This is a genomic window from Burkholderia sp. Bp8984 (assembly GCF_003853755.1).
Classification (GTDB): Bacteria; Pseudomonadota; Gammaproteobacteria; order Burkholderiales; family Burkholderiaceae; genus Burkholderia.
In genome coordinates this window covers 1-22196 of sequence record NZ_QTQN01000057.1, presented here as the reverse complement: position 1 = coordinate 22196, position 22196 = coordinate 1, and the positions used below count along the sequence as shown (strand labels likewise).

The 22196-nt window shown below is 66.2% G+C and carries 20 protein-coding genes and 1 pseudogene; 11 read left to right on the top strand and 10 right to left on the bottom strand.

Annotated features, from left to right (window positions below):
• Positions 1-97 precede the first annotated feature (97 nt).
• The gene (locus DID98_RS33975) at positions 98-2377 is read left to right on the top strand and encodes an FdhF/YdeP family oxidoreductase (RefSeq protein WP_124572134.1); all 2280 of its coding nucleotides are present in this window, start codon (positions 98-100) and stop codon (positions 2375-2377) included.
• A 156-nt stretch (positions 2378-2533) separates the two neighbouring features.
• Here the strand turns inward: DID98_RS33975 and DID98_RS33970 are convergent.
• Both DID98_RS33970 and DID98_RS33965 read right to left on the bottom strand, forming a co-directional pair.
• A pseudogene (locus DID98_RS33970) lies at positions 2534-3010 on the bottom strand (NAD(P)-binding domain-containing protein); the annotation flags it as partial.
• A 193-nt stretch (positions 3011-3203) separates the two neighbouring features.
• Positions 3204-4253 (bottom strand): sel1 repeat family protein, encoded by a 1050-nt coding sequence (locus DID98_RS33965; protein WP_260428134.1) that lies wholly within the window; start codon positions 4251-4253, stop codon positions 3204-3206.
• Between the two features lie 430 nt (positions 4254-4683).
• Between DID98_RS33965 and DID98_RS36010 the strand changes: the two genes are divergently transcribed.
• Both DID98_RS36010 and trpS read left to right on the top strand, forming a co-directional pair.
• Positions 4684-4839: a hypothetical protein gene (locus DID98_RS36010; RefSeq protein ID WP_185640925.1), complete on the top strand. Its 156-nt coding sequence runs from the start codon at positions 4684-4686 to the stop codon at positions 4837-4839.
• A gap of 210 nt (positions 4840-5049) precedes the next feature.
• A complete protein-coding gene (gene trpS, locus DID98_RS33960) occupies positions 5050-6063 on the top strand; it encodes a tryptophan--tRNA ligase (protein ID WP_124485763.1) in 1014 nt (337 codons plus the stop codon).
• Positions 6064-6177: 114 nt separating this feature from the next.
• Here trpS and DID98_RS33955 read toward each other — a convergent pair whose 3' ends face one another.
• Positions 6178-6591 (bottom strand): VOC family protein, encoded by a 414-nt coding sequence (locus DID98_RS33955; protein ID WP_124485762.1) that lies wholly within the window; start codon positions 6589-6591, stop codon positions 6178-6180.
• 98 nt (positions 6592-6689) lie between these two features.
• On the opposite strand from DID98_RS33955, the gene DID98_RS33950 reads away from it, so the two are divergent.
• A complete protein-coding gene (locus DID98_RS33950; RefSeq protein WP_124485761.1) occupies positions 6690-7043 on the top strand; it encodes a DUF1493 family protein in 354 nt (117 codons plus the stop codon).
• Between the two features lie 59 nt (positions 7044-7102).
• Here DID98_RS33950 and DID98_RS33945 read toward each other — a convergent pair whose 3' ends face one another.
• From DID98_RS33945 to DID98_RS33930, 4 genes are all read right to left on the bottom strand, one after another.
• Positions 7103-7489 carry a VOC family protein gene (locus tag DID98_RS33945; RefSeq protein ID WP_124572133.1) on the bottom strand — a complete coding sequence of 129 codons (387 nt, stop codon included), beginning with the start codon at positions 7487-7489 and terminating at the stop codon, positions 7103-7105.
• 51 nt (positions 7490-7540) lie between these two features.
• Positions 7541-8461, bottom strand: a complete 921-nt coding sequence (locus DID98_RS33940; protein WP_124485759.1) for a bestrophin family protein — start codon at positions 8459-8461, stop codon at positions 7541-7543.
• 196 nt (positions 8462-8657) lie between these two features.
• Positions 8658-9665: a cytochrome d ubiquinol oxidase subunit II gene (gene cydB / locus DID98_RS33935; RefSeq protein ID WP_124572132.1), complete on the bottom strand. Its 1008-nt coding sequence runs from the start codon at positions 9663-9665 to the stop codon at positions 8658-8660.
• 3 nt (positions 9666-9668) lie between these two features.
• Positions 9669-11069, bottom strand: coding sequence for a cytochrome ubiquinol oxidase subunit I (locus DID98_RS33930; RefSeq protein ID WP_044848141.1), 1401 nt, complete (start codon positions 11067-11069; stop codon positions 9669-9671).
• A gap of 407 nt (positions 11070-11476) precedes the next feature.
• On the opposite strand from DID98_RS33930, the gene fdhD reads away from it, so the two are divergent.
• The 5 genes from fdhD to DID98_RS33895 all read left to right on the top strand — a co-directional run bounded on the left by fdhD (position 11477) and on the right by DID98_RS33895 (position 15797).
• Positions 11477-12346 (top strand): formate dehydrogenase accessory sulfurtransferase FdhD, encoded by an 870-nt coding sequence (gene fdhD, locus DID98_RS33920; protein ID WP_124485757.1) that lies wholly within the window; start codon positions 11477-11479, stop codon positions 12344-12346.
• Entirely contained in the window at positions 12346-13560 is a 1215-nt protein-coding gene (glp, locus tag DID98_RS33915; protein ID WP_124572131.1) for a gephyrin-like molybdotransferase Glp, read from the top strand. Before fdhD ends, glp begins: the two co-directional genes overlap by 1 nt.
• 190 nt (positions 13561-13750) lie before the next feature.
• Positions 13751-14869, top strand: coding sequence for a GTP 3',8-cyclase MoaA (gene moaA / locus DID98_RS33905; RefSeq protein ID WP_124572130.1), 1119 nt, complete (start codon positions 13751-13753; stop codon positions 14867-14869).
• 45 nt (positions 14870-14914) lie between these two features.
• The gene (locus DID98_RS33900; RefSeq protein ID WP_124485754.1) at positions 14915-15478 is read left to right on the top strand and encodes a molybdenum cofactor biosynthesis protein MoaE; all 564 of its coding nucleotides are present in this window, start codon (positions 14915-14917) and stop codon (positions 15476-15478) included.
• 61 nt (positions 15479-15539) lie between these two features.
• Positions 15540-15797: a MoaD/ThiS family protein gene (locus tag DID98_RS33895; protein ID WP_044848136.1), complete on the top strand. Its 258-nt coding sequence runs from the start codon at positions 15540-15542 to the stop codon at positions 15795-15797.
• Between the two features lie 391 nt (positions 15798-16188).
• Here the strand turns inward: DID98_RS33895 and DID98_RS33885 are convergent, their stop codons facing one another.
• On the bottom strand, positions 16189-16569 hold the full coding sequence (locus DID98_RS33885; RefSeq protein WP_124485753.1) for a nucleotide pyrophosphohydrolase: 381 nt from the start codon (positions 16567-16569) through the stop codon (positions 16189-16191).
• Between the two features lie 484 nt (positions 16570-17053).
• Between DID98_RS33885 and acnB the strand changes: the two genes are divergently transcribed.
• Positions 17054-19639 (top strand): bifunctional aconitate hydratase 2/2-methylisocitrate dehydratase, encoded by a 2586-nt coding sequence (acnB, locus tag DID98_RS33880; RefSeq protein ID WP_124521645.1) that lies wholly within the window; start codon positions 17054-17056, stop codon positions 19637-19639.
• 134 nt (positions 19640-19773) lie between these two features.
• Here the strand turns inward: acnB and DID98_RS33875 are convergent, their stop codons facing one another.
• Positions 19774-20697, bottom strand: a complete 924-nt coding sequence (locus DID98_RS33875) for a LysR family transcriptional regulator (protein WP_124572129.1) — start codon at positions 20695-20697, stop codon at positions 19774-19776.
• 67 nt (positions 20698-20764) lie between these two features.
• Here DID98_RS33875 and DID98_RS33870 point away from each other — a divergent pair, with 67 nt between their 5' ends.
• Entirely contained in the window at positions 20765-21382 is a 618-nt protein-coding gene (locus DID98_RS33870) for a LysE family translocator (protein WP_124572128.1), read from the top strand.
• Between the two features lie 88 nt (positions 21383-21470).
• On the opposite strand, the gene DID98_RS33865 is transcribed toward DID98_RS33870, so the two are convergent.
• Positions 21471-22196 (bottom strand): PLP-dependent aminotransferase family protein (locus DID98_RS33865; protein WP_148093551.1); only part of this gene is annotated, 726 nt, incomplete at its 5' end.

Sequence of the window (22196 nt, the reverse complement as noted above, 5' to 3'; positions counted from 1 at the left end):
CGCATGACCGGCGCCGTCCGCCGGACGGTGCCGCCCCACGCCGCGACGCGGCGCAACCCGAGCCACCCCGCAGCGGGCCCGGCTCATGGAGATTCACATGACAAATCGACGCGAAGTGCCAGGCATCAGGAAGTACAATGGGCCCGCCGGCGGTTGGGGCGCGCTTCGCGCGACAGCCGAGGCCGTGCGCACTCAGATGGAAACCATCGAGGCGCCGATCGTGCTGATGCGGACCAACCAGCCCGACGGTTTCGACTGTCCCGGCTGCGCGTGGCCCGACAAGGAACACAAGTCGACGTTCCAGTTCTGCGAGAACGGCGCGAAGGCCGTCACGTGGGAGGCCACGACCAAGCGCGTGACGCCCGAGTTCTTCGCGGCGAACACCGTGTCGTCGCTGCTGCGGATGTCCGACTACGAGCTGGAGAACATGGGCCGGCTCACGCATCCGCTCGTCTACGATCGCGCGACCGACACGTTCCGCGCGGTCGAATGGGACGACGCGTTCGCGCGCATCGGCGAGGTGCTGCGTGCGCTGCCGCCCGAGCAGGTCGAGTTCTATACGTCGGGGCGCGCGTCGAACGAAGCCGCGTACCTGTATCAGCTGTTCGCGCGCGAGCTCGGCACCAACAACTTCCCCGACTGCTCGAACATGTGCCACGAGCCGACCAGCGTCGGCCTGCCGCAGTCGATCGGGATCGGCAAGGGCACCGTTTCGCTGGAGGATTTCGACCACTGCGAGCTGATCATCTCGATCGGCCACAACCCTGGCACGAACCATCCGCGGATGATGGGCACGCTGCACGAGTGCTCGCGCCGCAACGTGCCGATCATCGTGTTCAACCCGTTGCGCGAGCGCGCGCTCGAACGCTTCGCCGATCCGCAGGACATGATCGAGATGGCGTCGTTCGGTTCGACGCGCATCGCGTCGACGTACTACCAGGTCGACGCGGGCGGCGACGCGGCCGCTCTGAAGGGCATCATGAAGGCGCTGCTGCAGCTCGAGGCCGAGCGCGGCAACGTGCTCGACCGTGACTTCATCGCGCAGCACACCAGCGGCTTCGACGCGTTCTCCACCGACCTGCAGGCCACGTCGTGGGACGACATCGAGCGCGCGAGCGGCCTGAGCCAGGCGCAGCTCGAGCAGGTCGCGCTCGCCTATGCGAAATCGAACGCGACGATCGTCACGTACGGGATGGGCGTCACGCAGCACAACAAGGGCACCGCGACCGTGCGCCTGATCGCCGACCTGCTGCTGATGCGCGGCAACTTCGGCAAGCCCGGCGCGGGCGTGTGCCCGCTGCGCGGCCACTCCAACGTGCAGGGCAACCGCACGGTCGGCATCACCGAGAAGCCGTCGGCCGAGTTCCTGCAGAAGATCGAGGACGTGTGCGGCTTCAAGCCGCCCGCGCATCACGGGCACGACGCCGTGCAGGCCATGCAGGCGATGGTCGACGGCCAGGCCAAGGCGCTGCTGTGCCTCGGCGGCAACTTCGCGGTCGCGCTGCCCGATCCCGAGCTGTCGTTCCCCGCGATGGCGAAGCTCGATCTCAGCGTGCATCTCGGCACGAAGCTGAACCGCTCGCATCTGCTGGTTGCGAAGGAAACCTACATCCTGCCCGTGCTCGGCCGCACCGAGCTCGACATGCAGGCGAGCGGCCGGCAATCGATTACCGTCGAGGATTCGATGTCGATGGTCCACGCGTCGGCCGGCAAGCTCAAGCCGGCGTCCGACGCGTTGCGCTCGGAGCCCGCGATCGTCGCGGGGATCGCGCATGCGACGCTGCCGAACAGCAAGGTCGCGTGGCTCGACCTGATCGCCGACTACGACCGCATCCGCGACCTGATCGACAAGACGGTGCCCGGCTTCGAGGCGTTCAACGAACGGATCCGCACGCCGGGCGGCTTCCGCCTGCCGCTGCCGCCCACCGAGCGCGTGTGGCCCACGCCGACCGGCAAGGCGATGTTCTCGGTCTACACGGGCGTGAAGGAAGACGCGGACGTGCTCGGCGCCGAACAGGTGCTGCGGCTGATCACGCTGCGCAGCCACGACCAGTACAACACGACGATCTACGGGCTCGACGACCGCTATCGCGGCGTGTTCGGGCGGCGCGACGTGCTGTTCATGAACGCGGCCGATCTCGCGAAGTACGGGCTCGAACACGGCGACCTCGTCGACATCGAGACGATCACCGCCTCGGGCCGCACGCTGCGCCTCGAGAAGATCACCGCGATCGAGTACGACATCGCGCCGGGCTCGGTCGGCGCGTACTATCCGGAGGCGAACGTGCTCGTGCCGCTCGACTACATCGACAAGGAAAGCGGCACGCCGTCGTACAAGTCGGTGCCGGTGCGGGTCGCGCGTTCCGCGGTCGTGTGATCCGCGGGCGGGCAGGTTCGCGACGTACGGCACGCATGCGACATGCCGTGACGCCGAGAACCTGCCTGCCGCCCCGCCTCCCCGCTCTCCCGGCCGCTGCATCGCCTCCGATGCGGCGGCCGCTTCGTTTTCACGTGGCGAACGGCACGCGCCTTACCGCGCCGGCGACGGCGGCAGAGGCGCGCCCGTCTGCCGGCGACGGTACGCGCTGTCGCGCGTCGCGAGCGGGCCCGTCGCGACGACCACGCGGTTCGCCTCGATCGTGCCCTCCGAGGTTTCGACGATGAACCCCGGCTTGCCCGTGTTGCGCACGACGTTCTTCACTTCGACGCCGGTGCGGATCGGCGCGTCGAACTTGCGCGCATAGGCTTCGAAGTAGTCGGCGACCTGGTCCTTCGACGCGAACGCATCGGGATCGAGGCCGTCGAATTCGAGGCCCGGAAAGCGGTCGTGCCACGCGGGGCCGTTCGCGACCAGCGAATCCCAGCGCCCGGTGCGCCAGCGCTCGGCGATGCGGTCGCGCTCCAGCACGAGATGCGGCACGCCGAGTTTGCCCAGGTGCTCGCTCATGGCCACGCCGGCCTGGCCGGCCCCGACGACCAGCGTATCGATTGAGGTTGTTTCCGCTGCCACGGCTGTCTCCTTGAAGTGCGGCTCGCGGCGATGCTCGTGTCGTCGCGCGAGGGGGAATGGAGACATTCTGCTGACAGGCTCGCCAGGGCGAAACGATCATTTTTGTGGTTGTTGACGAGAAAAAAGCTGGGGCGATCGAGCATGGCTGGCGGAACGGGCATACAGCACCGCGCTCGGCCCAGACTGCCCAACGCTATTCCTGCATATGTGCACGGTCGATGCGATGCCCGGCGGACACGGGAAGCGTGTCCGAAATCGGCAGCGTCGGTTTCGCCGCATCGATCAATGTCGCTTTGTTGCCGTCCCACTTGGGCAGTTTGGCCGGCGGCAGCGGCACGACCTTGTCAAGGTTTGGCAGACGAAGGTCCGGATCGCGCTCGAGGCGGTCGGCGAGTACGCTGTAACGCTCGGCACGAGCACGATCCTTCACGTTACCAACCACCGGATCACCATCGTCGAATGCGCCGAACAAATACCCGGCGCTCTTGGCGCTCCCGTATTTCACGCCATCATGCAGAATCTTGAGGGCTCGGTCGTTGTCTTCGCCAAGCGACTTGTCCGCGCCCACGAGTGTTGTCCCGAGCGCATAGGCGGCATCCCCGCTACCTTGGGCATATCCGCATTCCAGCATTTGAAGCGCAATCTTGCGATTACCCCAAAAGCCTGCTTTGGGATCGTCATAAATCGCGTCCATCTTGCCCCCCAGATATGCCATCGCATTCGGACTCCCCATATCCGCAGCCAGTTGCCAGAATGCATGGGCTCTGCTCGCATCCTGCTTCACCCCCATCCCGTCCATGTAATACGTGCCCATCAGATCGTAGGCCGCCGGAATGCCGAGTTTCATCGCCTGTTCAGCGATTTGAACAGCATGTTCGGAATCACTATCCACGCCTTCGCCGCGAGCGTACGCATTCGCCAGATTCAGCATCGCCTTCCAGTGTTTGCGCTCGGCGGCCTTCGCCCATAACTCGACGGCCCCCCTATAGTCGCGCTGATCCGGCCACAGCAACGAACTGGTGAGCGCGATCGCTCGCGTATTCCAACGATCTGCCTCTGGATCGATCCGAGGAACAACGTCGGCTTCATGCTTGCATTCGAACGCTTCGCGGTGCGGATTGAACGCAGTCAGCGACATGTTGCGAGGAAGCGAATCGTTCCTTGAACAGGCGGCACATCCAGCGATCAGAAGAACGGAAGCCAATCGGATCAGCCGGCCACGGTCCACGGTAATCAGACGCAATCGAATTCGCACGATATCGAATACCTTGCACGACAAGAAATGAATGCACGGTCACGTGCGCAGTATGGAACGGCACAAACGGCCTGCTGACAAGGCCCTCATCCGGCAATTTCATGGGCCGTCGGCAATGGCCCGCAGTCGGGACAGCATCTCCGTTCATATGCCGCTGATTTTACGTTGCGTCCCTTTAACCTGTCCCCACCCCACAATTCTTGACTATGCGCACGCCGTCGAACTGGTAGGATGCGCATCACTAGGCGAGACGCATCCGGCGCACCTGATCGTTCCCCTTTTCGATCTCCCGCACGCGATCCCCTTGCCGCGCCGAGCCAGCGGCTCAGCCCCCCGTCGAACCCCGCAACACCCCGGTGTCGGCCCCACCCGACCCGTTGCAGCAACCGTTGGAGTAGCGCACGTTGCGCCTGCAAGCATGAAGAAACTGAAGCAGCACTTCCGCATCCTGGGCGAGATCGATCGCACGCCGCTGGTACGCGCCGGCGCGCTGCTGTTGATGGCCGGCCTGCTGTACCTGCTGTGGCCGTCGGCCGAAACCGCCTACCTCGCGATGGAGTCGGTCATACGCTGACGCAGCACGCCCATCCCCGCACTACGCTATACTCGCGCAATGGAAACCAAACCTGCCTCGCCGAACGTGCATCGCTGGTGGCGCGCCTGACCCAGGCGGCCCGTTTCCTTTTGCATGTCCCGAACGTGATGCCGCCAGCCATGGCGGCATTGTCGTTTCTGCGCCCGAATCATGGCTGGTGGCTTCGATAACCCGGAGCCAATCCACACCATGACGCACCCGACCCGACCGACCATCCTCACCGGCGACCGCACGACCGGCCCGCTGCATCTCGGCCACTACATCGGCTCGCTGCGCGCGCGCGTGCAGATGCAGCACGACGCGACGCAGTTCCTGCTGCTCGCCGACACGCAGGCGCTGACCGACAACATGGGCCGTCGCCAGCGCGTCACCGAGAACGTGATCGAGGTCGCGCTCGACTACCTGGCCGTCGGCGTCGACCCGGCGATCTCGACGATCGTCGTCCAGTCGCAGGTGCCCGAGCTCGCCGAGCTGTCGCAATACCTGCTCAACCTCGTCACGGTCGCGCGCCTCGAGCGCAATCCGACCATCAAGGAAGAGATCCGTCTGCGCGGTTTCGAGCGCGACATCCCGGCCGGCTTCCTGACCTATCCCGTCAGCCAGGCCGCCGACATCACCGCGTTCAAGGCGACGCACGTGCCGGTCGGCGACGACCAGCTGCCGATGATCGAACAGACCAACGAACTCGTGCGCCGCTTCAACGCGACGGTCGACAAGCCGGTGCTGGTGGAATGCGAGGCCGTGCTGTCGGCGGTCACGCGGCTGCCGGGCATCGACGGCAAGGCGAAGATGAGCAAGTCGCTCGGCAACGCGATCACGCTCGGCTCGACGCCGGACGAGATCACGCAGGCCGTGAAGGACATGTACACGGATCCGAACCACCTGCGCGTGAGCGATCCCGGCCAGGTCGAAGGCAACGTCGTGTTCACGTTCCTCGACGCGTTCGAGCCCGACGTGCAGAAGGTCGACGAACTGAAGGCGCACTATCGCCGCGGCGGCCTCGGCGACAGCGTCGTCAAGCGCGTGCTGAACGAGCGGCTGCAGGCGCTGATCGAGCCGATCCGTGCGCGCCGCCGCGAATTCGAGGCGGACAAGGCGGAGGTCATGGGGATCCTGAAGCGCGGCACGATGCATGCGCGCGAGGTGGCCGGCGCGACGCTGGCCGAGGTGAAAGGCGCGATGGGGCTCACGTATTTCGATTGAGCCGTGCGCGGCAAACGCGGCCGGGCGGCGTGGCGTGGCGCAATGCCGGCGCCGCGCTAACCCCGATGTCCACCGGCACACCGCGAAGCCGCGGTCAGTCGTCCGCAAGCACCGTCACGACCGCTCGTGCGCCGACGGCGCTACGTGGCACACGGCCTCGATCCGGTTACCGGCAGGGTCGACGAGAAACGCCGCGTAGTAGTCGGCGTGATAATGCGGCCTCAATCCGGGATCGCCGTCGGACTGCCCGCCCGCGGAAAGCCCTGCCTCGAAAAATGCATGTACCTGCTCGCGAGAAGCGGCCTTGAAGCACCAGTGCCGCTTGCTCGTTCCGACTTCGGCGGGATCGAGATACACGGCCAGGAAAGTCGAGGTGGTGTCGTTTGCATTGCAGCGTTCGCCGTAACCGAGTGCGGCGGGCCGGTCGTAAACCTTGGCCGCGCCAAGTGCGGCCATGATGCCGTCATAGAAAGGGCGTGCCTGGTCGATATCAGGAACGCCGATGGACACGTGGTCGAGAAGTTGCATGGGATTGGCTCCGTTGAACGAGCACGAGTCTACACAAACATGTCACTTCGAACCCGCTACCGGTACAACCAGATTGCAAAAACGGAGGACAGGACTCCATGACGGACGACCGCCACATTTGGGAAGCACTGGAAGCATGCGTTCGCGAGGAGGCGGCAGTATCGAGCAAACAGCGGATTACCGCGGAGACCTCGATCGCCGACGATCTCGGACAAACCGGAGACGACGCGGACATCTTCATGGAGCGCTTCTTCGCCCGATTCGGTGTGGATCGCGGCGACTACGATTTCGGGCGTTACTTCCTGATGGAGGGTGAAGGGCTCCTGTATCACCTGGTTCGCAAGTTCATTCTCAGGAAGCCCCATACGTTCGATCGAGACGCGTTGACCGTCTGCATGCTGGGCAAAGCTATAGCGCTGGGTGCGTGGGACGCCGATGCGATCAGGAACTGATCCTCACGCAGCGTCACCGACGCTTTGATCGGCGCGTCGAACACCGCGCCCGCCACGCGTCACTTCATCTGCATCAGCTGCACGAGGTTGCCGCACGTATCGTCGAGCACCGCGACGCGCACGGGCCCCGCGTCCATCGGCGCCAGCGTGAAGCGCACGCCGAGCGCGTCGAGCCGCGCGAACTCCGCGTCGAGATCGTCGACCTGGAACGACGCCGCCGGAATGCCGTCCTCGTAGAGCGCCTGACGAAAAGGCCCGACCGCGCGATGATGGCTCGGCTCGAGCATCAGCTCGGTGCCGTCAGGCTGGTCCCTCGACACGACCGTCAGCCAGCGGTACTCGCCCACCGGCACGTTGTTCTTCAATCGGAAGCCGAGGGTGTCGGTATAGAACGCGAGTGCCTTGTCCTGATCGTCGACAAAGATGCTCGTCACGTAGATGCGCATGTGATGTTCTCCGAATCACGCGTGCCGCCGCGCGCGTCGTCGCCGTGCCGCTCACGTGATCTGATACGTCGATGCCGGCACGAATTCCTCCGGCATCGCGCGATCGCCCAGCTCGAGCACCGACCGTTCGATCGTGCGCGCCATCGCATCGAGCGCGAGCGCGTTCGGCGCGAGGCCGAACGGCTCCGCGACCTCGTTCGCGATCGCTTCGAGCGCGATCAGCGTGTACGAAATGAACACGCAAATCAGCGGCGTGAAAAACTCCGTCGAATCGACGAGGCCGAACGGCAGCAGCACGCAATAAGCATAGACGGTGCGATGCAGCAGTACGCTGTACGAGAACGGAATCGGCGTCGTCAGGATCCGCTCGCAACCGCCCACCGCCTTGCCGAGTTCGACCAGCTGCGCATCGAACATCCAGCACGTCGCGTCGCTGCCGGGCGCGCGGCCCAGCGCGCGGACGATCCCGCCGCGCAGTTCGTCGAGAATCGCGACGGGCTGGTAGCACTTGTGCGCGAACGCGGCGGCGCGCTCGGCGCCGAGGATGCGCTGCAGGTCTTGCGCCGGATCGGTATGGCGCAGCTGATGCTTCAGCGCATACGTGAACGCGATCAGCAGATCGGCGAGCCGGTTGCGCTCCGCGTCGCCGACGCTGTCGGGCAGGTAGCGCCGCAGTTGCGACGTGACGGTGCGCGCGGCGATCAGCAGGTTGCCCCACAGAAGCCGCGCCTCCTTGAAGCGCTCGAAGCTCGCGTTGTTGCGAAACGCGAGAAAGATCGCGAGCGCGAGCCCGAACAGCGTGAACGGCGCGGTGTTCAGCGGAATCTTCTCGCCGAAGATGCGCCCGTTCGTGAAGACCGCCAGCGTGCTGACGACCGCCATGAACACGAGTTGCGGAATGATCGACTGCAGCACGGAGCCGTTCCATACGAACAGCATCCTGAGCCAGTTTTGTCGTGGTCTGACGATCATGGTGTTGTCTCGACTGCCAAGGGAATACGCAATGCGGCGCGCCGCCGCCCGATGTGCGACGGCCCGCGCGTGGCGGGCCGCTGTCCGATCGCTACCGGGCCGGGTGACGAGCCGCACGGCGGCTGCGCGAGATGATACGCCCGCGCACGCCGCGCGCCGCACGCCGCACGCCGCACGCCGTCACCGGCCGCGCCGGTCAGTGATAGCCGGCGTCGCCCTCGCGCACCTTGCCGCGGAACACGCGGTACTGCATCGCGTTGTACACGAGGATGATCGGCAGCACGATCACGGTGCCGACGAGCGCGAACAGCTGGCTCGAATGGCTCGACGACGCATCCCAGATCGTCAGCGACGGCGGCACGATGTTCGGCCAGATGCTGATCACGAGGCCGGTATAGCCGAGGAACACGAGCGCGAGCGTCAGCAGGAACGGCGTTGCCTCGTGCCGGCGCTTCAGCGTGTGGAAGATGCCCCACACGCATGCGACGACGAGGACCGGCACCGGCAGGAACCAGCCGAGGTAGCCGCTGCCGAACCAGCGGTGCGCGACGGCCGGCAGCCCGATCACGGTCCACAGGCTGACCACGCCCATCACGGCGAGCAGCACGCCCGCGAGCGGCTTCATCAGCACGCGCATCTTGCGCTGCAGTTCGCCGTCGACCTTCAGGATCAGCCAGCCGCAGCCGAGCGTCGCATAGGTGACGAGCACGCCGATCCCGCAGAACAGGCTGAACGGCGACAGCCAGTCGAACGGCCCGCCCGCGAACTGGTTGTTCACGATCCGGATGCCCTGCAGCAGCGAACCGAGCGTGACGCCCTGGCAGAACGCGGCCAGCGCGGAGCCGCCGATGAACGCGAGATCCCACAGGTGTTGCGTGCGGTTCGCCTTCGCGCGCAACTCGAACGCCGCGCCGCGGAAGATCAGCCCGACCACCATCAGGATCAGCGGCAGGTAGTTCGCCGGCAACAGCGTCGAGTAGACGACCGGGAATGCACCGTACAGGCCCGCGCCGCCAAGCACCAGAAAGGTCTCGTTGCCGTCCCACACCGGCGCGACGGTATTCAGCATGACTTCGCGTTCGACCTTGGCGTCGAAGAACGGAAACAGCAGGCCGATGCCGAGGTCGAAGCCGTCCAGCATCACGTAGATGAACACGCCGAGGCCGATGATCGCGGCCCACACGACAGGAAGATCGATCTGCATGGCTTACTCCGCTTCGGTGACGTTCAGCGGCGTGGACAGCGCGCTCTTGCGCAGCCCCGGATGCCGGTGCAGCTCGATGTATCCGGCGTGGGCAGCCGGTCCGCGCTTCATCAGGTTCAGCATGTAGTAGATACCCGTTCCGAACACCAGGAAATACACGACCACGAAGATCAGCAGCGACACGCCGACCTGCTGCGCGCTGAGCGGCGCGACCGAATCGACGGTGCGCAGCACGCCGTAGACGGTCCACGGCTGCCGCCCGACCTCGGTCGTGATCCAGCCGGCCAGCAGCGCGACGATGCCCGACGGCCCCATGCACACGACGAACCACTGGAACCAGCGCGTTTCATACAGGCGTCCGCCCTTTCTCAGCAGCAGGCCGAGCAGCGCGGTGAGCAGCATCAGCATCCCGAGGCCGGCCATGATCCGGAAGGTCCAGAACACGATCGGCGAATACGGACGGTCCTGCGCCGGGAATTCCTTCAGCCCGCGAATCTCGCCGCTCCAGCTGTGCGTGAGGATCAGGCTGCCGAGGTGCGGCACCTGGATCGCATAGCGCGTCGTCTCGGCCTGCATGTCGGGCAGGCCGACGAGGTTCAGCGCGGTGCCGCCCTTCTCGGTTTCCCACAGCCCTTCGATCGCCGCGATCTTCGCCGGCTGGTATTCGCGCGTGTTCAGCCCGTGCGCGTCGCCGACGACGATCTGGATCGGCGCGAGCAGCAGCAGCATCCACAGCGCCATCGAGAAGCTGCGCTTGACCGGCTCGTCGCGGCGCCCCTTCAGCAGGTGCCACGCGCCGCACGCGGCGACGATGAAGCCCGCGACGATGAACGCGGCGATCGTCATGTGCACGAGGCGATACGGGAACGACGGGTTGAAGATGATCTTGAACCAGTCGACCGGCACGACGAGGCCGTTCTCGATCTTGTAGCCCTGCGGCGTCTGCATGAAGCTGTTCGACGCGAGGATCCAGAACGTCGAGATCAGCGTACCGACCGCGACCATCAGCGTCGCGAAGAAGTGCGCGCGCGGGCTGACGCGCTGCCAGCCGAACAGCATCACGCCGAGGAAGCCGGCCTCGAGGAAGAAGGCCGTCAGGACTTCGTACGTGAGCAGCGGGCCGGTGATGTTGCCCGCGACGCGCGAGAAGCCCGCCCAGTTCGTGCCGAACTCGTAGGCCATCACGACGCCGGAGACGACGCCCATCCCGAAGCCGATCGCGAAGATCTTCGACCAGAACTGGAACATGGATTTGTAGGCGGCGTCGCCGGTGACGAGATAGCGCCATTCCAGCACCGCCAGGAAGCTCGCCATGCCGATGCTGATCGCCGGAAACACGATGTGGAACGACACCGTGAACGCGAATTGCAATCGGGCGAGATGGAACGCATCGAAGATTTCCATGACCGTAATTTGCTCGTGGTTGTGAGGACGTCAGCTCGAAGCAGGAAATCGCGCGACGGCTTCGCGACGGCACGTGCACACAACGACGGATCGCAGTGCACGGCAACGAAGCGTGAATGACGATATCGCGTTTCAGACGATACTCGCAATCGCGCGGACGTGCGCTGAAACTGTGCTTTCCCCGGGGCCGAAGATGTGTGTACGGAAAACCCGTTTCGGCGCCGCGAGGCCCTCGGCTGTACTGCTTTCCGCTCTGCAACGCTGTGCATCCGCGGCACCGCCGAACGCCCGTACCATCGGCTCCTGGCCTGCCCGTGGCGAGCGAGCGCGACCCCGCGCACCGCCCCCGCAGAATCCGTTTCGATCGCCCGGCGCCCGCGCCGGCCGATCCCCCTGGAGAAACCCGCATGGAGCCCAGCGACCGCCCCGACGATCCGGCCGGCACCCGCGCGTGTCATGTGACGCGTCATCGTGCCGGCGACGCGCGGGACACCGTCGATCGCGTCGTCGACGAAACGCCGGTTGCACTCGTATTCAACGGCATCGCGCACACGGTGATGATGGCGACGCCGATCGACCTCGACGCGTTCGGCCTCGGCTTCGCGCTGAGCGAAGGGATCGTCGAGCGCGCGTCGGACGTCTTCGATATCGAAAGCGAATGCCGGCCCGGCAGCGCCGAAGTGCGGCTCACCGTGGCGCAGCAGGCGTTCATGGCGCTGAAGGCGCACCGGCGCGCGCTGGCCGGCCGCACCGGCTGCGGCGTCTGCGGGATCGAGAGCATCGCGCAGCTCGACCTGCATCCGCCGCGCATCGCGGCCGCGGGCGCGGCGGCCGGCATCGGCGCCGACGCCGTCGCGCGCGCCGCCCGCGCGCTGCCGCAGCGGCAGCCGCTGATGCACGCGACCGGCGGCATCCACGCGGCCGCGTGGTGCGAGCGCGACGGCACGGTGCTGGAAGTCGTCGAGGACGTCGGCCGCCACAACGCGCTCGACAAGCTGATCGGCCGGCTCGCGCGGCGCCGCGCCGACCTGGGCGCGGGCTTCGTGTTCCTGTCCAGCCGCGCGAGCTACGAGCTCGTGCGCAAGGCCGCACGCGTCGGCATCCCGATGATCGCGACGATTTCTGCGCCGACCTCGCTCGCGATCGACGTCGCCCGCGAAGCCGGCGTGCGGCTGCTCGGCTTCTGCCGCAACGACGGCTTCGTCGAATACGTGTCGCCCGACCCGCTCCCGTTACCCGAACCGACGCCTGCGCAAGCGCAGGCGCTCACCGCTTGATGAAACCCCTGACCGATTTCGACACCGCCCAACGGCAGTTCGCCGGCGTATTTGCGCCGCCGCATGCGGCCGTCTCCATCCCGGTCGTGCAGGCGGCCGGCCACGTGCTCGCCACGCCGCTCACCGCCGTGCTCGACCAGCCGCCCGCCGACCAGAGCGCAATGGACGGCTACGCGGTCCGTCACGCGGACCTCGAACACGGCGAGCCGCTGCGCGTCGCGCAGCGCTGCTATGCGGGCGACGCGCCGGCGCCGCTCGCGCCGCGCACGGCCGCGCGCATCTTTACCGGCAGCCTGATTCCGCCGGGCGCCGACACCGTCGTAATGCAGGAGCACGCGCACGAACAGGATGGCTGGGTTGCGTTCGACACACCGCAGCGCAGCGGATCGCATATCCGCCGCCGCGGCGAGGAAGTGCGCGCGGGCACCCTGCTGATGCCGGCCGGCATGCGGCTCGGCGCGATGCACGTCGGCGTCGCCGCCGCGCAGGGTTGCGCGCGCATCGACGTGCGCCCGCCGCTGCGGGTCGGCATCCTGACGACCGGCGACGAGCTTGTCCCGTGCGGCCAGCCGCGCGCGCCGCAGCAGATCTACAACAGCAACGCGCCGATGCTCGCCGCGCTGGTGTCGGGAACCGGTGCTGGCGTCGCGGCGAGCGAGCACGCCGCCGACACGCCGGCCGCCGTCGATCAGGCGCTGCGCGGCATGGCCGCGCGCTGCGACCTGGTCGTCTGCGTCGGCGGCGCATCGGTCGGCGACAAGGACCTGCTGCGTCCCGCGCTGACCGCGCTCGGCGCGTCGTTCGTGGTGTCGGGCGTGCGGATGAAACCCGGCAAGCCGGTCGCGCTCGCGCGGCTCGACGAACGGCCCGTGGTGCTGCTGCCCGGCAATCCGGGCGCCGCGATGACCGCGTTCGCGCTGTTCGTCACGCCGCTGATCCGCTGCCTGCAGGGGCGCGACGACTGCCTGCCAGCCGTGCCGTCGCTGCCGATCGACATCGACGTCGAACCCGATGCGCAGCGCGAGCGCTTCGTCCGCGTGCGCCGCAGCCTCGACGCCAATGGCGCGCCCGTACTCGATACGCTGCGGCAACAAGGCGCCGGCACGCTGCAATCGCTCGTTCAGGCGAGCGGGCTCGCGCGGCTGCCGGCCGGCCGACGCATCGCGCGCGGCGACGCGGTGCCGTATTACGATTTCACGCACTGGCTCGCGTGAGCATGCCCATGCGCGTCATGTCCGCCTTGCGTGCAGGCAGGATCACGAACTGTATTCCTGCATTTCGGGCGAGATTGTGTCCCTGTCGGAAAAATCCGGCGGACTATCCTCACGAAGAGGCTCGTCACGACCCGTGCGCCGACACGTCGGCACACAGGCGGCCGACCGGCGACGCCGTTCCGCTCACTTCATGCAGGTCGAAAAACCGATCGTGAATGCCATCGCTCCCGCACCGGCCGCCACTGCATCCGGCGGCGCATCGCCCGGCGCCTTCCCCCGCCCGCTCGACACGCTCGCGCGGCCGCTGCGCGATCTGCGGCTGTCCGTCATCGACCAGTGCAACTTCCGCTGCGGCTATTGCATGCCGCGCGACAGCTTCGGGCCCGACTATGCGTTCATGCCGTCGTCCGAGCGGCTGTCGTTCGCGCAACTGGAGAAGATCGCGCGCGCGTTCGTCTCGCTCGGCGTCGAGAAGATCCGCCTCACCGGCGGCGAGCCGCTGCTGCGCCGCAATCTCGAAGCGCTGATCGAACGGCTCGCGACGCTGACGACCGCCGACGGCAAGCCCATCGAAATCGCGCTGACGACCAACGGTTCGCTGCTCGCCGCGAAGGCACGCACGCTGCGCGATGCGGGCCTGTCGCGCGTGACCGTGAGCCTCGACGCGATCGACGATGCCGTGTTCCGCCGGATGACCGACACCGACGTGCCGGTCGCGCGCGTGCTGGCCGGCATCGAGGCTGCGCAGGCGGCCGGGCTCGCGCCCGTGAAGGTCAACGCCGTGATCGAGCGCGGTGCGAACGACGACCAGATCCTGCCGCTCGTGCGCCACTTCCGTCATAGCGGCGTGGCCGTGCGCTTCATCGAATACATGGACGTCGGCGGCGCGAGCGCGTGGTCCGGCGACAAGGTCGTGCCGGCCGCGCGGATGCGCGAACGCATCGACGCGAGTTATCCGCTCGTGCTCGTCGGCGAACCGGGCCACGACGCCACCGCCATCCGCTGCCGGCACATCGACGGCGCGGGCGAGGTCGGCTTCATCGCGAGCGTGTCGCATCCGTTCTGCGGCACGTGCTCGCGCGCCCGCGTGTCGGCCGACGGCCAGCTCTATACCTGCCTGTTCGCGATGCAGGGCACCGACCTGCGGCCGTGGCTCGACGACGGCGCATCGGTCGACCACCTCGCCGACGCCGTGCGCGTGCGCTGGACGCGGCGCGACGACCGCTATTCCGAGCGGCGCGCCACGCGTGCGGCCCGGCCGTCGGGCAAGACCTATCCGACCGTGCGCATGTCGCTCGTCGGCGGCTGACGGCTGCCGCGCTCGGCGGCGCGCACCGCTTACTGGAGAACCGTCATGACGAGTTTCACCGAATCCCGTGCCGCGTCACCCGACGATCCGTCGCGTGACGCCACCCATGCCGAACCCGCCGAGCCACACGCCGAGCCGCCGCCGGCGATTGCCGCCGGCTTCGAGGTGCGTGTGCAGTACGCGGCGATCGACGCCGGCACCGAGATCGCACCGATCGTTCGGAATCCGAATGTCGGCGCGGTCGTGAATTTCCTCGGTGTCGTGCGCAACGAAGGCGACGTCGACGACGTGATCGCGCTCGAAGTCGAGCACTATCCGACGATGACCGAGCAGGCGCTCTGGAGCATCGTCGAGGAAGCCAGCGCGCGCTGGCGGCTCGAAGCGGTCAGGATCGTGCATCGCGTCGGGCGCATTCCGCTCGGCCAGCCGGTCGTGATCGTCGTGGTGGCCGCCGCGCATCGCGCGTCGGCATTCGATGCGTGTGAATTCATCATGGACTTCCTGAAGACGCATGCGCCGTTCTGGAAGAAGGAGATCCGGCACGACGGCGTGGCCGGCTGGGTCGAGCCGAAGGTGCACGACGATCAGGCGATGCGGCGATGGGGTTGAGCGTGCCGGTCAATGCGTTGCCGATTCCGCCCATTCCGCCGATTTCGCCCGGGACATTTCAATGAAGCTGACGATCAAATACTTTGCGAGCATTCGCGAACAGCTGCATATCGATCAGGAAGTCGTCGAGATCGATGCGCACGAGGTCACCGTCGACGCGCTGCGCGGCACGCTCGCCGCACGCGACGCGCGCAGCGGCGAAGCGCTGCGGATGGACCGGCCCGTGCGGGCGGCCGTGAATCTCGAGATGGTGACCGGGGGATTCGTCGTGCGGGAGGATAGCGAGGTGGCATTTTTCCCGCCGGTGACGGGCGGGTGATCCGTTCGCATCGGGCGGCGACCGGCAGGCTTCGGCGGCCCGATGCCTGACTGGCGGCTAGACGAGCTCGCGAAGAAAATCCGGGACGGGTGGTCGATCGACGTCGGGTAGCCGGCCGGCGCGCCGGCCGCTTTCCGCACGGCCGGACGCGCGGGCATCCGTTCGCGCCGGGCGAGCAGGTTCGGGGTTTCGGCCGTCGTCGGCGCGCCTTTGCGCGTGCCGAACAACGGCGTCATGTAGAACGCGATGCGCACGTACGAAAAGGCTGCATCCAGCCCCCAAATTGGGGTCGACTACATTTCCGGTCGCAACGAAGTTGTCATGAACCCCGCCCGAGAAACAGACAAATGGATCATCAAGCCACGCGACTTGCCGTGACCTGCATCCAGCCTCATTTCTCCTGATTTTTATATTCAGAGTATTTTCGCGAGTCGCCCCTCACTCTGTCAGCCGGATACTTTGCCCGGTTGAGCTCCATCTTCTCAAGCACCGCCTGAAAAAGATCGACATCCATCTTGTCCGCGAGGCGAACCAGATACACCAATACGTCGGCCATCTCGTGACGAACGGCCGTCAGGTTGGCTTCGCCAAGTTCGCTCTTGTCGCCCGAAACGAGCCATTGAAACGGCTCCAGCAATTCACTCGCTTCGATGCTGAGCGCTGTCGCCAGGTTCTTCGGCGTGTGGAATTTGTCCCAGTCGCGCTCGTCGACAAACTGGCGGACGAGTTCGCGCAACTCCCCCAGATCATTCCGCAACTCAGACTTTTCCACGTAGCAACTCCTGATGCATATCCACAATTTATCGATGCCTTCGGCGGCATGCGGGCATGAGGAATCCGCCCTCCAGCCTGCAAGTACAGCTACCGCGCACGGACTGACCCGAATGATATAGGAGCTGGAAGCTACCCCGGCACGCGTCGCACCAAGGGCAAGCGAAATGCCGTCCCGCCGTCAGGGCATCGTAGCGACGGCCCAAATTCACGATCACGCCCCTGCGTCGAACCGTCCCGCTCCCGCCCACGCAGGTCGCAATGTTCCGCCTCCTTCGCATCCAGGCTTCGATGCGCCCCGCCGGATACCCGGCAAGACGGCTCACCCGCCACGCGCCGCAACTCTTATATAAGACATAAGACATTTGACGCCTGACCATATTGCGACTAGAATCCCGTCCAAGCAGTGAAGCAGTGTCCGGAACAGCAGCCTCGGCGTGCCTGGAAAGCCCTTCCCCTGAAACGCAATCTCAGCAGGTCCCCCCATGCTTGAAAACTTTCGTGCTCACGTGGCCGCCCGCGCCGCGCTCGGTATTCCCCCCCTGCCGCTGACGGCCCAGCAAACCGCCGAACTGGTGGAACTGCTGGCGCACCCGCCCGCAGGCGAAGAGCAGACGCTGCTCGACCTGATCACCCACCGCGTGCCCGCCGGCGTCGACGAAGCCGCGCGCGTGAAGGCCGGCTTCCTGGCCGCCGTCGCGAAGGGCGAGACGGCCTGCCCGCTGATCTCGCGCGAGCGCGCGACCGAGCTGCTCGGCACGATGCTCGGCGGCTACAACATCCAGCCGCTGATCGAGCTGCTGTCCGACGAAGCGGTCGCGGCCGTCGCTGCCGACGCGCTGAAGAAAACCCTGCTGATGTTCGACCAGTTCCATGACGTGAAGGAACTCGCCGACCAGGGCAACGCGCACGCGAAGGCCGTGCTGCAGAGCTGGGCCGACGCCGAATGGTTCACGAGCCGTCCGGAAGTGCCGGAAAGCCTGACCATCACGGTGTTCAAGGTCACGGGCGAAACCAACACCGACGACCTGTCGCCGGCCCCGGACGCCACCACCCGCCCGGACATCCCGATGCACGCGCTGGCGATGCTGAAGAACGCGCGCCCCGGCATCACGCCGGAAGAAGACGGCAAGCGCGGCCCGGTCAAGTTCATCGAATCGCTGAAGGAAAAGGGTCACCTGGTCGCCTACGTCGGCGACGTGGTCGGCACCGGCTCCTCGCGCAAGTCCGCCACCAACTCGGTGCTGTGGTTCACCGGCGAAGACATCCCGTTCGTGCCGAACAAGCGCTTCGGCGGCGTGTGCCTCGGCGGCAAGATCGCCCCGATCTTCTACAACACGATGGAAGACGCCGGCGCGCTGCCGATCGAACTCGACGTGTCGCAGATGAACATGGGCGACGTGGTCGAACTGCGCCCGTACGAAGGCAAGGCGCTGAAGGACGGCAACGTGATCGCCGAATTCCAGGTCAAGTCCGACGTGCTGTTCGACGAAGTGCGCGCCGGCGGCCGCATTCCGCTGATCATCGGCCGCGGCCTGACCGCGAAGGCGCGTGAAGCGCTCGGCCTCGCACCGTCGACGCTGTTCCGCCTGCCGCACCAGCCGGCCGACAGCGGCAAGGGCTTCTCGCTCGCGCAGAAGATGGTCGGCCGTGCATGCGGTTTGCCGGAAGGCCAGGGCGTGCGCCCGGGCACGTACTGCGAACCGAAGATGACCTCGGTCGGCTCGCAGGACACCACGGGCCCGATGACCCGCGACGAACTGAAGGATCTGGCGTGCCTCGGCTTCTCGGCCGACCTCGTGATGCAGTCGTTCTGCCACACCGCCGCTTATCCGAAGCCGGTCGACGTGAAGACGCACCAGACGCTGCCGAACTTCATCAGCACCCGTGGCGGCATCGCGCTGCGTCCGGGCGACGGCGTGATCCACTCGTGGCTGAACCGCATGCTGCTGCCCGACACCGTCGGCACCGGCGGCGACTCGCACACGCGCTTCCCGATCGGCATCAGCTTCCCGGCAGGCTCGGGCCTGGTCGCGTTCGCGGCCGCCACCGGCACGATGCCGCTCGACATGCCGGAATCGGTGCTGGTCCGCTTCAAGGGCAAGATGCAGCCGGGCGTCACGCTGCGTGACCTCGTCAACGCGATTCCGCTGTACGCAATCAAGCAGGGCATGCTGACGGTCGCCAAGCAAGGCAAGAAGAACATCTTCTCGGGCCGCATCCTCGAAATCGAAGGCCTCCCCGACCTGAAGGTCGAGCAGGCGTTCGAACTGTCGGATGCGTCGGCAGAGCGTTCGGCCGCCGGTTGCACGGTGCGCCTGAACAAGGAACCGATCATCGAATACCTGAACAGCAACATCACGCTGCTGAAGTGGATGATTGCGCAGGGCTACCAGGATCCGCGCAGCCTGCAGCGCCGTATCGCGGCGATGGAGCAATGGCTGGCCGACCCGCAACTGCTCGCGCCGGATGCCGACGCCGAATACGCGGCCGTCATCGAGATCGACCTCGCCGACATCCACGAGCCGATCGTCGCGTGCCCGAACGACCCGGACGACGTGAAGACGCTGTCCGACGTGGCCGGCGCCAAGATCGACGAAGTGTTCATCGGCTCGTGCATGACCAACATCGGTCACTTCCGTGCCGCGTCGAAGCTGCTGGAAGGCAAGCGCGACATTCCGGTCAAGCTGTGGGTCGCGCCGCCGACCAAGATGGACCAGAAGCAACTGACGGAAGAAGGTCACTACGGCGTGTTCGGCACGGCCGGCGCACGCACCGAAATGCCGGGCTGCTCGCTGTGCATGGGTAACCAGGCACAGGTGCGCGAAGGCGCGACGGTGATGTCGACGTCGACCCGCAACTTCCCGAACCGCCTGGGCAAGAACACGAACGTGTACCTCGGCTCGGCGGAGCTGGCGGCGATCTGCTCGCGCCTGGGCAAGATCCCGACCAAGGAAGAGTACATGGCCGACATGGGCGTGCTCACGGCAAACGGCGACAAGATCTACCAGTACATGAACTTCGACCAGATCGAAGACTTCAAGGAAGTCGCCGACACCGTGCAGATCTAAGCATGCTGTCGCGCTGCGGCGGGTGATGCCCGTCGTGGCGACACGCAATGGCGCCGCGGGCTGAATGGCCGCGGCGCCATTTTTTTTTGGATTTTTGAATGTCGCCGGCGCTATAAAACGGTCCGGCTCACACGTCAGGCCATCGCCTTCAGCCAGCCGAGCAGATCCGACTGCGCGCTTCCGTCCTTCACGGGCTCCGGCGTCAGCAGGCAATAGTGCGAGCCGTCCTCAACGAAACCCATCGGCGCGACCAGCACGCCGCTTTCGAGGTCGTCGCGAACGAGATGCCACGGCCCGACCGCGACACCCAACCCCGCGACGGCCGCCTGAAGGCTGAAATAGAAATGGTCGAACGCCTGCCCGCGTCCGCTTCCCGCCGGCTGATCCGCGGCCGTCGCCCATTCCTTCCATGCGTCCGGCCGCGTCCGGGTATGCAGTCGCGGCGCGCCCCGCTTCAACGCGCGGTCATGCCGACTGCCTGAAAACCACGCATCGACCTTGTCGGGCCGGCACACCGGACCGACCTTCTCCGCGAACAGTCGCTCCGCGTGATAGCCGGCGGGCCACGCAAAGTCATTGCGGCGAATCGCCATGTCGATGCCGTTGTCGAACGAGAACGCGCCGCCCGCCGCGGCGAGATGGATATCGACGCCCGCGTAAGCCGCCTGGAAATCCGGCCAGCGCGGAATCAGCCAGCGCATCAGCAGCGTCGGTTCGCACGACAGCACCCAACGCTGCGCGCGAGCCGCCTCGGTCCGCAATTCATGCGCGGCCTGTTTCATCAGATGCAGGCCGTCATGGACGGCCTGCGCCAGTTTGCGGCCCGCGTCGGTCAGGAAGACCCGACGACTGCGCCGCTCGAACAACGCCACGCCCAGATCGTCCTCGAGCAGACGCACCGCGCGACTGACGGCGCCGTGCGTCAGATGCAGTTCATCGGCGGCACGGCTGAAATGCTCATGGCGTGCCGCCGATTCGAAGCAGCGCAGGGCCATCAACGACGGCAGATTGGTACGAACCTCATGTGAGTCAGGCTCACCATCCTGGTCAGAAATCATCGCTTTTCCTCGCGAATCGTGATCCCTAATATTCGCTCATCACGATGAATTTCAAAAGGACGATGCAATGACGGAATGGATAGTCGTAGTCACCATCACGCTGCTGGCCGTCATCAGCCCGGGGCCGGATTTCGCGATGGTCACGCGCAACAGCCTGATGCTGTCGCGCCGCTCGGGCCTGCTCACCGCGTGGGGAATCGGGCTGGGCGTGACGGTTCACGTGAGCTACACGCTGCTCGGCGTCGGCCTCCTGATCCGCCAGTCGCTGTGGCTCTTCAATGCCGTGAAGCTCGTCGGCGCGCTCTACCTGATCTACCTCGGCGCGAAGATGCTCGCGGCCAAACCCGTGGACGGCCGCCCCGCGACGCAGGCCGCGCCCCTGTCGGATCTGGCGGCGCTGCGCACCGGCTTTCTGACGAACGCGCTGAATCCGAAAACCACCGTGTTCATCGTCAGCCTGTTCATGCAGGCGGTCCGCCCCGACACGCCATTACCGGTGCAGATCGGCTACGGCCTGTTCATCGCGCTGGCGCACGCGGGCTGGTTCAGTCTCGTGGCGCTCTGTTTTTCCGCCGACGCCGTCCGCGATCGCTTGCTGTCTTTGCGTCACTGGATCGATCGCACGTTTGGCGTGTTGCTCGTCGGCTTCGGCGTGATGCTGGCCATTGCGCGCGGCAGTCGCTGATAGCCGCACGCCGACACCCGGGCGCGCGGTTCAGCCCGGATATCGGCATCGAGCGGGCCGGCGCATACGACGCGCACCGGCGTTCGACTCACCGCATGCACGACGCCGCGAGCTTGCCGACCGCGATCACCGCCTGCTCGATCTCCGGCGACCACGGGCTGCTGTAGTTCAGCCGGATGAAGTTCCGGTAGTTGTCGGTGATCGAGAACATGTAACCCGGACCGATCGTGATTCCCTGCTCCAGCGCGAGCTGGTATAGCCGCATCGCATCGACCTGCGCCGGCAACTCGACCCACAGCACGTAGCCGCCCGCCGGGCTCGAGATGCGCGTGCCTTCCGGGAAGAACCGCGACACCATCGCGCGCATCAGGTTCGCCTGTTGCGCATACGCCTTGCGCAGGCGCCGCAGGTGATGCTCGTAGCCGTCGCGTTCGAGAAACTCGGCGATCGCCAGCTGCGGCAGCGACGGCGTCGCCAGCGTGTTCAGGAACTTCAGTTTCTCGACCTGATCGCGATACCGGCCCGGCAACGCCCAGCCGATCCGGTACGCGGCCGTCAGGCTCTTCGAGAACGACGCGCAGTGCAGCACGATTCCGCTGCGGTCGTAGGACTTCAGCGTGCTCGGATGCGACTCGCCGAAATACAGTTCGTTGTATACGCCGTTCTCGATGATCGGCATGTCGATTTTAGTTGCGAACTCCACCAGTTCGCGCTTGCGCTCGTCGGGCATCTGGAAACCGAGCGGATTCTGGAAGTTCGGCATCACCATGCACGCGGCGATCGGCTGAGACTTCGCGATCGCCGCCAGCGCCGC

Bases quoted from the DNA above. Each gene is read 5' to 3' on its own strand.
- DID98_RS33975 (WP_124572134.1), top strand. From the start codon at position 98: ATGACAAATCGACGCGAAGTGCCAGGCATCAGGAAGTACAATGGGCCC.
- DID98_RS36010 (WP_185640925.1), top strand. From the start codon at position 4,684: ATGAAGAAACTGAAGCAGCACTTCCGCATCCTGGGCGAGATCGATCGC.
- trpS (WP_124485763.1), top strand. From the start codon at position 5,050: ATGACGCACCCGACCCGACCGACCATCCTCACCGGCGACCGCACGACC.
- DID98_RS33955 (WP_124485762.1), bottom strand. From the start codon at position 6,591: ATGCAACTTCTCGACCACGTGTCCATCGGCGTTCCTGATATCGACCAG.
- DID98_RS33950 (WP_124485761.1), top strand. From the start codon at position 6,690: ATGACGGACGACCGCCACATTTGGGAAGCACTGGAAGCATGCGTTCGC.
- DID98_RS33945 (WP_124572133.1), bottom strand. From the start codon at position 7,489: ATGCGCATCTACGTGACGAGCATCTTTGTCGACGATCAGGACAAGGCA.
- DID98_RS33940 (WP_124485759.1), bottom strand. From the start codon at position 8,461: ATGATCGTCAGACCACGACAAAACTGGCTCAGGATGCTGTTCGTATGG.
- cydB (WP_124572132.1), bottom strand. From the start codon at position 9,665: ATGCAGATCGATCTTCCTGTCGTGTGGGCCGCGATCATCGGCCTCGGC.
- DID98_RS33930 (WP_044848141.1), bottom strand. From the start codon at position 11,069: ATGGAAATCTTCGATGCGTTCCATCTCGCCCGATTGCAATTCGCGTTC.
- fdhD (WP_124485757.1), top strand. From the start codon at position 11,477: ATGGAGCCCAGCGACCGCCCCGACGATCCGGCCGGCACCCGCGCGTGT.
- glp (WP_124572131.1), top strand. From the start codon at position 12,346: ATGAAACCCCTGACCGATTTCGACACCGCCCAACGGCAGTTCGCCGGC.
- moaA (WP_124572130.1), top strand. From the start codon at position 13,751: ATGCAGGTCGAAAAACCGATCGTGAATGCCATCGCTCCCGCACCGGCC.
- DID98_RS33900 (WP_124485754.1), top strand. From the start codon at position 14,915: ATGACGAGTTTCACCGAATCCCGTGCCGCGTCACCCGACGATCCGTCG.
- DID98_RS33895 (WP_044848136.1), top strand. From the start codon at position 15,540: ATGAAGCTGACGATCAAATACTTTGCGAGCATTCGCGAACAGCTGCAT.
- acnB (WP_124521645.1), top strand. From the start codon at position 17,054: ATGCTTGAAAACTTTCGTGCTCACGTGGCCGCCCGCGCCGCGCTCGGT.
- DID98_RS33875 (WP_124572129.1), bottom strand. From the start codon at position 20,697: ATGATTTCTGACCAGGATGGTGAGCCTGACTCACATGAGGTTCGTACC.
- DID98_RS33870 (WP_124572128.1), top strand. From the start codon at position 20,765: ATGACGGAATGGATAGTCGTAGTCACCATCACGCTGCTGGCCGTCATC.